This window comes from Nonomuraea roseola (genome assembly GCF_039535395.1).
In the GTDB taxonomy this organism is placed as follows: Bacteria; Actinomycetota; Actinomycetes; order Streptosporangiales; family Streptosporangiaceae; genus Nonomuraea; species Nonomuraea roseola.
In genome coordinates this window covers 1,950,343-1,963,720 of record NZ_BAAAXC010000015.1, presented here as the reverse complement: position 1 = coordinate 1,963,720, position 13,378 = coordinate 1,950,343, and the positions used below count along the sequence as shown (strand labels likewise).

10 protein-coding genes are annotated in these 13,378 nt (G+C 70.6%); 3 read left to right on the top strand and 7 right to left on the bottom strand.

The genetic code is table 11. The features are described from left to right. Positions 1-57: 57 nt before the first annotated feature. The gene (locus tag ABFX55_RS32290; protein WP_346131333.1) at positions 58-618 is read left to right on the top strand and encodes an SGNH/GDSL hydrolase family protein; all 561 of its coding nucleotides are present in this window, start codon (positions 58-60) and stop codon (positions 616-618) included. A 48-nt stretch (positions 619-666) separates the two neighbouring features. On the opposite strand, the gene ABFX55_RS32285 is transcribed toward ABFX55_RS32290, so the two are convergent. From ABFX55_RS32285 to ABFX55_RS32275, 3 genes are read right to left on the bottom strand one after another with little or no spacing between them, the layout of a single operon-like run. After that, entirely contained in the window at positions 667-2,211 is a 1,545-nt protein-coding gene (locus ABFX55_RS32285) for a cellulase family glycosylhydrolase (protein ID WP_346126442.1), read from the bottom strand. A 46-nt stretch (positions 2,212-2,257) separates the two neighbouring features. Beyond that, positions 2,258-4,717, bottom strand: a complete 2,460-nt coding sequence (locus ABFX55_RS32280) for a glycoside hydrolase family 9 protein (RefSeq protein ID WP_379478926.1) — start codon at positions 4,715-4,717, stop codon at positions 2,258-2,260. Between the two features lie 53 nt (positions 4,718-4,770). Further along, entirely contained in the window at positions 4,771-7,662 is a 2,892-nt protein-coding gene (locus ABFX55_RS32275) for a glycoside hydrolase family 48 protein (protein ID WP_346126441.1), read from the bottom strand. 253 nt (positions 7,663-7,915) lie between these two features. Between ABFX55_RS32275 and ABFX55_RS32270 the strand changes: the two genes are divergently transcribed. Then, a complete protein-coding gene (locus tag ABFX55_RS32270; RefSeq protein WP_346126440.1) occupies positions 7,916-8,893 on the top strand; it encodes a sigma-70 family RNA polymerase sigma factor in 978 nt (325 codons plus the stop codon). 66 nt (positions 8,894-8,959) lie between these two features. Beyond that, complete coding sequence (locus ABFX55_RS32265) at positions 8,960-9,727, top strand: alpha/beta fold hydrolase (protein WP_346126439.1); 768 nt, start codon at positions 8,960-8,962, stop codon at positions 9,725-9,727. Here the strand turns inward: ABFX55_RS32265 and ABFX55_RS32260 are convergent. The 4 genes from ABFX55_RS32260 to ABFX55_RS32245 form a co-directional block, all read right to left on the bottom strand. Continuing rightward, a complete protein-coding gene (locus ABFX55_RS32260; protein ID WP_346126438.1) occupies positions 9,724-11,220 on the bottom strand; it encodes a protein kinase domain-containing protein in 1,497 nt (498 codons plus the stop codon). The genes ABFX55_RS32265 and ABFX55_RS32260 overlap by 4 nt on opposite strands. Next, positions 11,207-12,178: a LacI family DNA-binding transcriptional regulator gene (locus tag ABFX55_RS32255; RefSeq protein WP_346126437.1), complete on the bottom strand. Its 972-nt coding sequence runs from the start codon at positions 12,176-12,178 to the stop codon at positions 11,207-11,209. Before ABFX55_RS32255 ends, ABFX55_RS32260 begins: the two co-directional genes overlap by 14 nt. 92 nt (positions 12,179-12,270) lie before the next feature. Next, positions 12,271-12,642, bottom strand: coding sequence for a DUF2516 family protein (locus tag ABFX55_RS32250; protein ID WP_346126436.1), 372 nt, complete (start codon positions 12,640-12,642; stop codon positions 12,271-12,273). 317 nt (positions 12,643-12,959) lie between these two features. Beyond that, positions 12,960-13,376 carry a hypothetical protein gene (locus tag ABFX55_RS32245; protein ID WP_346126435.1) on the bottom strand — a complete coding sequence of 139 codons (417 nt, stop codon included), beginning with the start codon at positions 13,374-13,376 and terminating at the stop codon, positions 12,960-12,962. Positions 13,377-13,378: the final 2 nt, after the last annotated feature.

Below are 13,378 nucleotides of genomic sequence, written 5' to 3'. Positions count from 1 at the left end.
TTAGTGCCGGCCGTCCAGCAGGCGGCACAGCAGCCCGCACGGAAGGCGGCGCCGGTGATGATGTTCGTCGGCGACAGCTTCACCGTCGGCTCGGGGCCGGTGCGCACCTGGCAGACCTACGCCACCGAGACCGCGAGGCAGCTCGGCTGGCAGCCGGTGATCGCGGGCGCGGGCGGCACGGGCTTCGTCAACGAAGGCAGGGTGGGCCGCACCTTCGAGCAGTCGTTCATGGCGGAGCTGGCCTGGCGCCCCGCCCCCGACCTGCTCGTCATCTCAGGCGGCCACAACGACAGCAGGTGGCCCGCCGCCACGGTACGGCAGGCAGCCGCCAGGCTCGTCTGGTCGGTCAAGGCCCACTGGCCAGGCACCAGGATCGTCATGGTCGGCCCGATCTGGATCGACAGGGCCCCGCCCAGCGCCTACCTGCTGCGCGACGCCCTGGCCGAGGTCGCAGCGCGCGAGCGGGTGGCCTTCCTCGACCCGCTGGGCAGGCGCTGGATCGAGGGCAGGAGCTCGGAGGTGCTGCTGCCCGACGGCGTGCACCCCACGCTCGGCGGCCACCACAAGCTGGCCCGCTGGCTGGCCGGCGCCCTGCAGACGACGTCCGCGCCCGCGTGAGGCGCGTCCCTCCCTCTCGGGGAGGAGGAGGGACGTCCAGGATGTGGATCAGCTACCGCTTGTGCTGATCACCGGAGTGGGTGGCGTGCCGGATCCTGTCCAGGTGCCGAGGAAGCCGAAGGTGCCGCCGGAGGCGTTCCAGGACAGGTTGGTGAAGGTGTAGGTGCCGGTGAGGGAGGCGTTCCAGGTCTGGGTGACGGTCACGCCGGCGGGGTAGGTGAGTGTGGTCTTCCAGCCGGTGGTGCCTGAGGGGCAGGTGACGGCGACTTCGCCCTGGAAGCCGCCCTGCCAGGAGTTGACCAGCTTGTAGGTGGAGGTGCAGGTCGTCGTGGACGTGGTGGTCTTGAAGGTGGTTGTGGCCGAGGCGTCGGAGAGGTTGCCTGCCGCGTCCCGGGCGATGACGTGGACGGTGTAGCTGGTGTTGGGGGTCAGGCCGGTGAGGGTGGTGGAGGTTCCGGTCGAGCTGACGAGCTTGGTGGTGCCGTTGTGGACGTCGTAGCCGGTGACGCCGATGTTGTCGGTGGAGGGGTCCCAGGTGAGCGTGGCCGTGGTGCCGGTGACGGCCGAGGCGGCGGGGGTGCCCGGCCTGGTCGGCTTCTCGGTGTCCGGGACGACGGCGCCGTAGATCGCCGCCTGCTTCGCGGTGGCGGCGATGCCGTTGGCGCCGTTGAACAGGCGCCGGCCCCAGCTCGTCAGCCTCGCCGGGTCGAAATCGGTGACCTGGTCCAGGTACTCCACGCCGCCGCCGTTGCCGCTCCACGACCAGCCGAGGTAGCCGACCCCGCGGGCCTGGGCCTCCGCCATGATCGTGTCCTCGTCGGGGTCGCCGTCGGAGTGGTTGAAGCCGAACTCCCCGATGACGAGCGGGAGGCCGGCGGCTTCGAAGGCGTCGAGGTAGGAGACGATCTCGGCGGCGGTGTCGTAGACGCCGTACATGTGGACGGAGAAGACGGTGTTGCGCTTCGGATCGGCGGCCATGACCGTGGCCGCGTTGTCGCGCATCTCGTTCTTCCAGTCCTGGCCCCACGCGGGCGCGTCGGCCATGAGCAGGTGCTCGAACCCCGCCGTCCTGAGTCGCTTGATCGCGTCGGAGGTGGCCTCGGTCCACGCGGGGGTGACGGCGTTGTTGCCGACGGGCTCGTTGCCGATGTTGAGTACGACGTAGTCCTCCTGGCCCTGGAGGGCGGCCTTCACGCTGATCCAGTAGTCCACGGCCTGGTCGAGGGTGTAGGCGCCGGACTGCTCGCCGTACCCGGTGGTGTCGTGGTTCTCCAGCACGCAGATGAGCTTGCTGGCCTTGCACAGGCCGATCACGTTGGTCACGTCGGCGGTGTCGTTCTTCGTCCAGCGCCCGCCGCTGAGCACCACCCGTACCGTGTTGGCGCCGAGCGACTTGATCCCCTGGAAGGAGGAGATCCTGGTCGGGTACCAGGTGTGGGCGTGGCTGGTGCCGCGCATCACGAACTCCTGGCCGCCGGCCTCCAGGATCTTCGTGCCGGAGACGTGCAGGCCGGTGGCGGCGTGGGCGGGCTGGACGGTGAGGGGGACGAGCAGGGCGGCGGCCATGACGGCCAGGGCGTGGCGGAGTCTCATGGGCTTCCTCGAAGCCAGGGGAGCGCCTGCTCCCCTGGCGTTGGGTTCAGGGCTTGACGCAGGTGAGCGGGGAGGGGGTGACGCCTGAGCCGGTGGCGGTGAAGCCGAACGAGCCTCCGTCGGCGTTCCACGCGAGGTTCTTCACCGACACCGCCGCGCCGCTCTGGGTGTGCGTGCCGTTCCAGAGCTGGCCGATCCTCTGGTCGCCAGGGAAGATCCAGCCGACCGTCCAGCCGCCTGTCGCGGTGACGCTGACCTCGGCCTGGAATCCGCCCTGCCAGGAGTTGACCAGCTTGTAGGTGGCCGTGCAGTCGCCGGGCGGAGGCCCGTCGGAGGTGGTGAAGGCCGTGGCCTCGGAGGCGGGCGAGCTCTTGCCAGAGGCGTCGCGAGCCACCACGTGGACGGTGTACGCCTTCTCAGGGGTGAGGCCGGTGAGCGTGGTGGTGGCGCCGGTCGAGGTGGCCAGCCTGGTGGTGCCTTCGTAGACGTCGTAGCCGGTCACGCCGACGTCGTCGGTGGAGGGGGCCCAGGTCAGCGTGGCCGTGCTGCCCGTGATGCCGGAGACGGCGGGCTTGCCGGGCTTGGTGGGCGGGCTCTGGTCGGCCGGCTCGTCGCCGGGCGGGTTGCCCCAGATCCTGGTGGCCCCGCTGTGGAGGGTGATGTTCCGCACGAGCACGGGGGTCGCCCCCGGCGTGGTGGCGACGCCCGTGTACGACCAGTCGTTCGAGGGGTCCCACGTGCCGGTGCTAGCGATGCGGAACTGCACCTCGCGCCGGTGCTGCGACTGCCCTGCGGGGGCGATGGAGGTGCCCGAGCAGTCGACGTTCACGTAGTAGATCCTGCCGCCGAACGGCTGCACGGTCGGCGCCTTGCACTGGTTGTAGGCCGCCGAGACGCTGATCTGCGAGGCGGTGGTGTCGCCGTCGAGGGTGAAGTAGTAGCGGAAGGAGCCGTCGTTCAGCGCGCGGGCCGGCCAGCCCGACTGGTTGCGCACGATGGCCTTGATCTCGGTGAAGGCCGTGCCCGAGGCGTTGACCCCCGCCTCCACGAAGAGCTCGGGGCCGTCCGGGGTCTCCCGCACGGGGAAGGCCGCGTCGGGCGCGCCGCCGTACTCCTGGTAGAGCCTGGCCACCGCGCTGGTGAACCCGGCGTTGTAGTCGGTGGCCACCTCGTTCATCACGTAGTCCTGGCGGCTGTCGGTGTACTTGTCGTCGGGGTCGGGCGGGCCGCCGACCAACGCGCCGTACAGGACGTGGCGGCTGTCGACGGGGGAGCTGAGCTGGTCGGTCCACGAGCCGTGAGCGGTGCGGTGGTGCGGGTTCTTCGGCGGGTTGACGCCGAACCCGATCACGTACGAGCTGCCGCGCGGGTTGTCGCCGAGCGCGTAGTCGATCTGGCGTTTGGCGAAGTCGTGGTAGCGCGTCCTGCGGGTGGCGTCGGAGATCGAGTCGCTGTGGACGAGCGCGGCGAAGGCGGTGTTGGCCGCGTAGCGCAGCGAACCCCACCGGTCGAGGACGGCCTGGCCACCGGGGGAGTACCTGACCTTCTGCCCGTTGACGCCGACCGTCCAGTAGTCGAGCCAGCGGTTGGCGTCGTCGAGGTAGCGCTGCTTGCCCGTCAGCTTGTGCAGCAGCACGTACGCGCCGTAGGACTTGTCGTCCCACGCGATCGTCCACTTGTACGACTTGGTCGTGGACTGCGGCTCGGAGCCGAGGTTGTCGTAGTACGACTCCGCCTTGGCCAGGTAGGCCTGGTCCTGGGTGGCCCGGTGCAGCCAGATCGCGCCCCACACAAGCTCGTCGTCGTAGCCGCTCCAGGAGTTGTAGAAGCTCTGGGCGTCGGTGATGCACTCGCTGTACTTCTTCCGCACGGTGTCGGCGAAGGTGTAGAGCTGCTTCGCGTGGGTGACCAGCGTGTCGGCGTACGTCGGGTTCGTCGGGCGGAAGACGATCGAGGAGGCGGCCATCGCGGCGGCCGTCTCGGCGGCCAGGTCCGAACCTCCGCAGGAGGCGTCGATCTTGTAGGAGGGCCTGGCCATCGGCATGACCTCGGCGGGGCCCCACCACGCGTGGTCGGGGCCTCCCGCGCCGATCTGCCCGTAGAGCACGTTGGGCGAGGGGTGGGCCTTGATGAAGTAGTCGTTGACCCACTTGAGGTTGTTCTGCAGGTGGGTGAGCTGGCCCGAGGCGGCGTAAGCGTCGCGGTACTCCACCGCGCCCCACGCCAGCATGGTGGCGGTGAACGCCATCGGCAGGCCGAACTTCACGTGGTCGCCCGCGTCGTACCAGCCGCCCGTCAGGTCCAGCCCGACGTCCTTGCCGTCGTCGAGGCCCGAGTCGCCGCGCCAGGAGACGCGGTTCCAGCTCGGCAGCCTGCCCGACTGCTGGGCCTCGTAGAAGAACAGCGACTTCTGCAGCGCCTCGCCGTACTCGAAGGTGGCGGCCTGCGCTGGCTGGGCGACGAGCATGGACGCGGGTAACAGCAACGCCATGAGCGCTTTGCGCATGAGGGATTCCTTCCGTCAGGGGGCGGCTCTCGCGAGCCGCCCCCTCCGGTGCTCTAGCCGAACAGGCGGCCGTACTCGGCGAGCGCGACGGCCACGTCGACCTGCGCCCAGAAGCGGTGGTAGTTGAACGAGGGAACGGGGCCCGTGCCCTTCAGGTAGGCGTCGACCTCGGGCCAGTCGGGGTCGTTCTTGTAGAAGGACCTGATCGACAGGAACGTGGAGTCGCTGTTGATGACGTCGCCGTTGGGCATGGTGCCGGTCCATCCGGCGGGCACGTAGACCTTGTCGGCCAGGCGCCTGTAGTCGGCCTTCGTCTCCGCCACCGAGACGCCCTTCGCGTCGCGGTTGTTCTTCCACATGCCGTCGAGCAGGCCCTTGGCGATGTCACCCGCCTTGGTGTCGCCCGACTTGGCCGCGTAGTACATCAGCACCTTGGCGTAGGAGCCCGCCACGCCGACGTCGGTGGTGTAGTCCTTGACCGTGACGTGCAGCCCGGCGTTGGCCCCTGGGCTCGCGGCGTTCCAGGTGTCGGGCCGGCCGGTCCACACCAGCGTCGAGGGGATCTGGTAGGTGCCGTCGGCGTTGACCGTCGTGTGGTCGGTCGCCCACTTCACCCACTTGTCGAGCACGGCCTTGGCCTCGGCGTTGCCCGTCACGTTGTAGTACTCCGCGACGCGCTCCATCGACCAGGCCTGGAAGCCGAACCACTGGTTGGAGGGCGGGTCGTGGTAGACGGGCTGCCAGTCGTAGGCCATGCCGTAGAAGGTCGGCGTGCCCGCGGGCGGGGTGGCGTAGTGGCCCTGCCAGCTGTTGGTGGCGCCGCCCGCGATGCCGCCCTCGGCCGACTGCAGCCAGCGGTAGAACTCGATCTGCCGCTTGAGGCTGGTGCCCCAGTCCTGTACGGCTGTCGCGCCCTTCGGCTTCAGCACGTCGACGCTCGACAGCGCCCACGCCGCCATCGGGTTCTGGTAGCCGGAGTGGTTGTGGCTCGAGCCGATGCGCCAGGCCCAGCCCGCGCTGGTGTCGAGCGCACCGCCCCACGCGTAGTACCAGCTCATGAGATAGGCCGAGCTGTCCTTGCCGGTGCCGGCGGGGCAGCTCGTGCTGGTGCATCCCTGCTTCTTGAAGTACTTGTCGTACATCGCGTAGCGCAGGTAGTCGCCCATCTTGGCGGCCTTGGTCACCGTCGCGGTGATCTGCGACTCCTTGCCCTGCTCCTTGGCCCAGATGTGCGCCCAGTAGGCCACCTGGACGGCACGGGCGTCGGCGTCGGGGGCGTTGGTGTACTTCCACTGCTTGGCGTAGCCGGCGTCGCCCGTGAACAGGTCGAGGAAGCCGTTCTTGCCGCCGTGCTTGAAGGTGTCGCAGCTCGGCTGGGGGATCGTCTCGAAGACCGACTCCTCGGGGCCGCGCTGGTAGGTGTTGATGTAGGCGGGCTTGGTCGTGCCGTCGCCGCAGCGGCCGAAGCCGTAGGTGTTGTCGACGTCGAGCAGCCAGTGCATGCCGTAGATGTCGCTGGTGCCGTAGGCGGCCTTGAGCTCGGCGGCGATGGGGTCCTGGCCGACGCTCACGCCGGTGTCCAGCTTCGACGGGTACTGCGCGATGTCGTCCCACTCGCCGGCGTAGGTGGCGGGCTTGGCGGCGTTGTAGAAGGAGTTGGTCGGCTGGTCGGCCGTCGCGGGGATGATGTACTTCTCCATCGAGGCCCAGGCGTCGTTGAACGGCGCCCAGTTGCCCGTCGCCTTGCCGTAGGCGGCCTCGAGCCACAGGTAGTAGCTGTAGGCCTCGCTGGTCGTCTCGTGCCCGTGGTCGGGCGCCTCGACCAGCAGCGTCTCCACCGAGTGGTACGGCACGCCCTCCGGCGAGAAGTACCCGTTGGCCGGGTCCTTCAGGTCGTTGTAGAGCTCGATGAAGCGCTTGGTGTACTCGTTGTCCCCGCCCAGGTCGTTGTCCGCCTCCGAGGCGGTGACCTCGGCCGCGCCGTGGCCGGTCGCGGTGGAGGTGAACTCGGCGCTGCTCGAGGTCTGGTCGGCGTCCTCGGCGGCGGCGATCGTCACCTTCTGCGCGGTGTTCCAGTTCGAGGTGGTGAAGGTCAGGGAGGCCCCCGACTTCACGGTCAGGTCGGTGTCGCCCGAGGTCCTGGACGTCGCCACGGTCACGCCGGCCGCCGGCTGCTTGGACAGTTTCACCTCGTAGGAGGCCTCGCTGCCCTCGGGGACCGTGATGCCGCTGGGAGTGGCCACGACGGCGGGCGCGCTGTCGGCCTTGACGCTGATGCCGACGGGGGCCGAGGTGGTGATCGCCCCCTTGTCGTCGGTCGCCCTCGCCGTCAGTGAGTACTCACCCACGGCCACGTCCGCCCAGCTGTAGGCGTACGGCGCGGTGGTGTCCTCGCCGAGCTTCGTGCTGCCCTGGAAGAACTCCACCTTGGCCACGCTGCCGTCGGCGTCGCCGGCCTCCGCCGCGATGGCGACCGTGGCAGGCGCGGTGAACGTCGCCCCGGCGCTCGGCGAGGTCACCTTGACGGTGGGAGCCTGGTTGGCGCCCGTGCAGGCGGTGCCGTTGACGGTGAAGGCGGACGGCTTGGCGTTGGGGCCGGTGTAGGTGGCGTTGAAGCCGATCGCGGTCGACTGGCCGGTGCCCAGGTTGCCGTTCCACGACAGGCTGTCGGCGGTGACGCTCGCGCCTGACTGGTTCCAGGTGGCGCTCCAGCCCTGCGAGATCTTCTGGGTGCCGGGGAAGCCGAAGCCGAGCTTCCATGCGGTGAGCGGGTCGCCGAGGTTGGTGATCTTCACGTTGGCGGTGAAACCCCCGCCCCAGTCGTTCATCGTGTAGTCGACGCCGCAGGCGACGGCGGCGTGCGCTGGTGTGATCGTGGCCGTGCCGGCGGCCATGACGACCAGCGCCGCGATGGTCAGGCGCCTGCGGGCGCGGGGTTTGGACATGCTGGAGGTGCTCCTCTGCGGGAGATGCGGGGGGATCGTGGGAGCGCTCCCAAGACACATTCTGCGATGCGCTCCAGTGATGTCAACGAGCGGTCGGGGCGCTCACACCGGTGGCTGCTCCCATCCGGCACCCATGCTGCGGCTACACCCCGCCGCCCCCGACCGGCGCGGATGAAACTTTCAGCGGTGCCGGGGCGTGGCCCGCCTCGCTTCGCTCCTGGAGGTACTGTCGCCCCCATGAAGGAGGCCGGCCGTGCCTGAGGCGAGAGAGCTGGAACCGCACAGGTCCGAACTGGTCGGGTACTGCTATCGGATGCTCGGTTCGCCCTTCGAGGCCGAGGACGCCGTGCAGGAGACGCTGATGCGCGCCTGGCGGAGCCTGGACCGGTTCGACGAGCACAGGGCCTCGCTGCGCACGTGGTTGTACAGCATCGCCACCAATGTCTGCCTGGACATGCTGCGGAGCGCGCAGCGTCGCGCCCGCGCGATGGATCTGGGTCCGCAGGCCCAGGCCGGTCCCGACCTGGGCCCGCCGCTTCCCGAGAGCGCCTGGGTGCAGCCGATCCCCGACGGCAGGGTCGTGCGCGCCGACGGCGATCCCGCGGAGGTCGCCGCGCAGCGCGAGACGATCCGCCTGGCCTTCGTCGCCGCGCTGCAGCATCTGCCGCCCAGGCAGCGGGCGGTGCTGATCCTGCGCGACGTGCTGTGCTGGAAGGCCGACGAGGTCGCTCGGCTGCTGGACAGCTCGGTCGCGTCGGTCACCAGCGCGCTGCAACGGGCCAGGGCGACGCTCAGGACGGTGCCCGTCGCGCCCGCCGAGCCGTACCGGCCGATGGACGAGGAGCAACGGCGGCTCCTGGCCCGCTACTGCGACGCCTTCGAGCGCTACGACGTCGAGAGCCTGGTGTCGCTGCTGCACGAGGACGCCACGACGTCCATGCCCCCGTTCCCTTGGTGGCGCCGCGGCCGCGCGGAGATCCGCGAGATGCTGCTCGCGGCGGGCCGCCCCTGCGAGGGTGCCCGCCTGCTGCCGACCGTGGCCAACGGTTCGCCGGCCTTCGCCCAGTACCTGCCGACAGGCCCGTACGGCAGGCACGAGCCGTTCGCGCTCGTGGTCCTCTCGCTGTCGGGCGGCCTGATCATCGAGCTGACGACCTACCTCGACGCCGGCAGGCTCTTCCCCGTGTTCGGCCTGCCGTCGGGTGAGGAGGCCGAAGCGCTGTTCCGATGAGTTTCCCGCCGCCGCTTCGTACTACCGGCATGAGCATTCACCCGGAGACGAAGGAGAGGCGGCACGATGGCTGACTACGTGGACGTGAACGGCGTGCGGACCTGGTACGACGAGCGCGGCGAAGGCGATCCGCTGGTGCTGCTCCACGGCGGTCTCACCGACAGCAGGGACTTCACGGGCAACCTCGACGCGCTGGCCGACCGGTTCAGGCTCCTGCTGCCCGAACGCAGGGGCCACGGTCACACCGCCGACGTGGAAGGGCCGATCACGATCGGGGTGATGGCCCAGGACACCATCGAGTTCCTGGAGAAGACCGTCGACGGGCCCGTACGGCTGGCCGGCTACAGCGCGGGCGCGCTCGTGGCGCTGTGGGTCGCCGTGCGCCGTCCCGACCTGGTCGACAGGCTCGTCCTGGTCAGCGGTGGCTTCCATCCCGACGGGATGATCCTGCGGCCCACCGCCGACGCTCCTCCGCCCGCGCCTCTGGTGGCGGCCTACGCGGAGGTGTCGCCCGACGGCCCTGACCACTTCCCCGTCGTGATCGCCAAGGTCGCCAGGTCGGTGAGCGAGGAGCAGGGGCTGGCGAGCGCCGATCTGGACGCCGTCGCCTGCCCCACGCTGGTCATGGCCGCCGACGACGACATCGTGACGCTGGAGCACACGCTGGCGTTGTACCGGGGCCTGCGCGACGCGCAGCTGGCCGTCGTCCCTGGCACCTCCCATCTGCTCCTCCACGAGAAGCCGGAGCTGTGCGTCAGGCTGATCACCGACTTCCTGACGACAGGTCCCACGCCCACCTGGATGCCCGTCCGCCGGGCGGCGCGGCCGGGCTAGCGGGCGCGGAGGGCGTTCTCGACGGCGCCGAGGTGGCGGTCGAGAACCCTGAGCAGGTCGGTGGCCAGCACCCCTTCGCGTCGGCGGTCGTGCAGCTTGACGCGCACCTGCTCCAGATCGCCTGAGCCCGAGCGGGCCAGGTTGGCGAGAACCTGGCGGAGGTCGAGCGCCACGTCGTACCGGATCGACGCGCCTGCCAGCCCCCTGTCCAGCGCGTCGTTGAACTCGGCCACGGCCTCCTCGACCGTGGGACGAGGGGCCGCCGCGGCCGCTCGTCCCACGGGATCGGCGGTGGAGGGCGGCGCGGCGGATGCACGCGCCAGGCGCTCCGGGTCAGGATTGGCCGCAGGGGGCTCGACCGGCGGGTTCTTCTCCGTGCCGATCGGATCGGACACACGGCTGCTCTCGAGGCCGCTTCCCGGGCGGGGCGAGGGGGTCACCGAGGGAGCGTTCGCGGGTGGGCTCCCCTTCGGCGACGCAGGGAGCGCGGGTTCGCCGGTGGCGGTGGAGATCGGGAGCGGAAGGGCCATCCACGGCGTGGCGTCGGGCAGCCCGTACCCGGTGGCGACCGTGAGTGCGGCGCCGGACAGCAGCAGGGCCCCCGCCGTCATCGTCGCCCGCGCGGACCACCCGCGAACCTTCCGCGCTCCCTTCGGCGCGCCTGCGACGGATGAGGGGGCGGGGTGCGTGCCCTCCCGTGAGCAGGCGGAGCGGAGGACGGCGGCGGCCTCGCGCGAGGTCGGACGCCGGGCGGGGTCGGGCGAGAGACAGGCTCGGCACAGCCCGGCCACCACCCCGGGAGCGCCCTCGGGCACCGGCGCGGGACCGTGGTGGCGGGCCGCAGCCACGTCCTCCCACGTCGTCTCGGGGTACGGCAGCCGCCCCGTGAGCATCTCGAAGAGCACCACCCCGAGCGCGTACACGTCCACGGCGGGGTCGGCGGGCGCGCCCGCCAGCCGCTCGGGCGCCACGTAGGGCGGGGTCCCCGACAGCTCCTCGTACGACGACCCGGCCGGAGCCGCGATCCCGAAGTCGAGGAGCTTGGCGCCGTCGGAGGTCAGCAGCACGTTGGCAGGGGTCACGTCGCAGTGCACGATGCCCTGGGCGTGCGCGGCGGCCAGCACCCCTGCCAGCCGGCCCGCCACCGTCACCGCCTCCGGCCACGGCAGCGGGCCCGAGGCGATCCTGTCGGCGAGGGAGGGCCCGTCGAGCAGGCGCATCACGACGTAGGCGGCCAGCCGTCCGCCGGGGGTGACGGTCTCGCCGTAGTCGTAGACCTCGATCACGTCGGGGTGGACCAGCCGCGCCGCCGCCCTCGCCTCGCGCCTGATGATCTCCCTGTCGCAGGAGAACGGCCCGGCCAGCAGCTTGATGGCCACGGTGCGGTGCAACGACCTGTCGAAGGCCCGCCACACCACGCTCATCCCGCCGGTGGCGATGCGTTCCTGCAGCTCGTACCGCCTGGCGAGCAGCTCGCCCTCATGCGGATTCACGGACCACCAGCTCGGTGGGGAGGACGGGGTTGTGCCGCTGGCCGTTCAGCAGGAGGCGGGCGGCGACGACGGCGAGCTCCTCCACCGGCTGCCTCACCGTCGTCAGAGGGGGATTGACGTGCCTGGCGACCGGCGCGTCGTCGAAACCGACGAGCGCGACGTCGTCGGGCACCCGGCGTCCCGCCCGGTGGAGGACCTGGAGCGCGGCCACCGCCATGACGTCCGAGGCGGCGAACACCGCGTCCAGGTGGGGTAAGCGGCGTAACAGCCACCGCATCGCCTGCGCGCCCGACAGGTGACTGAAGTCCCCGTAGGCGACGGGCACGTTGGTCATGCCGGCGCTGGTCAGCGTGGTGAGGAAGCCTTCGATCCTGGCGCGCGCGCCGGGCATCGCGGGCGGCCCCGCGATCACCGCCATCGCCTTCCTGCCCGACAGCAGCAGGTGCTCGGCGGCCTGGCGTCCGCCGTCGCGGTTGTCGAGATCCACGTACGGCAGGGCCAGCCCGTCGGGCGGGCGCCCGACGCAGCGCACGGGGATGCCCGAGGCGGCCAGCGTGACCGCGAGCGGATGCCCGTCGCGCGCCCCGACCAGGAGCACGCCGTCGATCCCCTTGGCCACCAGAGGGGGCACGGCGTGCGCGGCCGTCATGACCATGAGGGGGACGCCGTGCTCGGCCAGCGCCTCCTCGAAGGCCGACAGCAGCCTGGCGTAGAAGGGCTCACCGAACAGGCGTGGCGCGGGCTCACACACGACGGCGGCGAGGAACCGGTCGGTCCTGCGCGAGGAGACGCCGTGCGGCGCGCGCCGCCGTACGTAACCGAGGCGGGACATCGCGTCGTGCACTTGACGACGCGTCGAGGTCGTGACCCTGACTGACCCGGTCAGGACACGGGAGGCGGTCGCCGGGGAGACTCCGGCTTCGGCGGCGACCTGTGCGAGGGTGGGCTGATCTGGCATCTGTCCTCCACACACCGGATGATGCGCGCAGGGTGGGAGCGCTCCCGCGAACGTAGCATTGTTCCGGAAGCGTTAACAGATGGTTTCCGATGTCACCAGGGCCCGTAAGGACCGTTATTGCCACCCTTGCCCATTCCGGTGACAGCCGGCTTGACATCGGCCAGGTAGACGCCCGCCGCGATGACCGAGGCGATCGCGAAGATGTTGAGCCGCGCCAGACCGCTCGCGCCGAAATAGCCCCATGCCGTGGCGAACGAGAACAGCGTGCCGAGGCCGAGGATCAGGAGCCACCACTTCTTCTGCAGCTTGCCCGCGGCGACGAACGCGTTGGCAGGGGTGCGGATCGCGTGGATGAGGGCCCACACGGTCATGCCGAACGCGATGATCGCGAGGATCGCGAAGATGAGGTCAAGTCCAAAGGAGATCATGTTCGCTCCGCCCAGTACCGCAATGTCGCCCCCCACCCTAACCGGTTGCCAATCCCTTACGGCAAGCAAGCCCGAGACCTCCCGCGTCTCAGCGTCCCCTCCAGCGAGGGCGCGCCGCCCGGCAGGACTTCGGTCCCCGCCGTCACGGCGCCCCATGAGCCGGATCTCCGCCCCCGGCCGCTCCCCGAGCCAGGGCCGGCTTCCCCGAGCTCGGCCGGCTTCCCCGGGCCAGGGCGGCTTGTCCGGGCTTGGGCCGCTTCCCTCGGCTCGGGCCGCTTCACCGGGTTGAGTGCCCGCCGATGTGCGAAGGACCCCCGCCCGGACTGCGGGCGAGGGTCCTCGATGCTGCTTGGTCAGGCCTTCGTGGTGGCCCTGGGGGCGCGGGTGGTCTTCTTCACCGGTGTGGCCACGGGCGGCTCCGCCGCCTCGGAGACCTCCTCCAGCTCCAGCGCGGCCTCGCCGCTCACCTTGCTGACGACCTTGCGGCCGCGGGTGGCGAACTCCTCGTAGAACTCGGTGGCCTTGCTGCCGAGCTGGTCGGCGTACACGCGGGCCTTCTCGGGGAACTCGCGGGCGAGCTCCTCGGCCTTGGTGCGGACCTCGCGCGCCTTGACCGGCAGGTCCTTGGTGATGTCGGTGCGCCGCGACTGCAGCTTCTGGAGCTGCTCGGGCAACTCGCGGAGCTTCTCCACGGCGAAGTCGCCCGCGCCCGCGACGGCGTAGAACGGCTTGGACTCGGTGAGCTTCTTGACCTCGGTGGCCAGCGTCATGG

Bases quoted from the DNA above. Each gene is read 5' to 3' on its own strand.
- ABFX55_RS32275 (WP_346126441.1), bottom strand. From the start codon at position 7,662: ATGTCCAAACCCCGCGCCCGCAGGCGCCTGACCATCGCGGCGCTGGTC.
- ABFX55_RS32285 (WP_346126442.1), bottom strand. From the start codon at position 2,211: ATGAGACTCCGCCACGCCCTGGCCGTCATGGCCGCCGCCCTGCTCGTC.
- ABFX55_RS32255 (WP_346126437.1), bottom strand. From the start codon at position 12,178: ATGCCAGATCAGCCCACCCTCGCACAGGTCGCCGCCGAAGCCGGAGTC.
- ABFX55_RS32265 (WP_346126439.1), top strand. From the start codon at position 8,960: ATGGCTGACTACGTGGACGTGAACGGCGTGCGGACCTGGTACGACGAG.
- ABFX55_RS32290 (WP_346131333.1), top strand. From the start codon at position 58: ATGATGTTCGTCGGCGACAGCTTCACCGTCGGCTCGGGGCCGGTGCGC.
- ABFX55_RS32280 (WP_379478926.1), bottom strand. From the start codon at position 4,717: ATGCGCAAAGCGCTCATGGCGTTGCTGTTACCCGCGTCCATGCTCGTC.
- ABFX55_RS32245 (WP_346126435.1), bottom strand. From the start codon at position 13,376: ATGACGCTGGCCACCGAGGTCAAGAAGCTCACCGAGTCCAAGCCGTTC.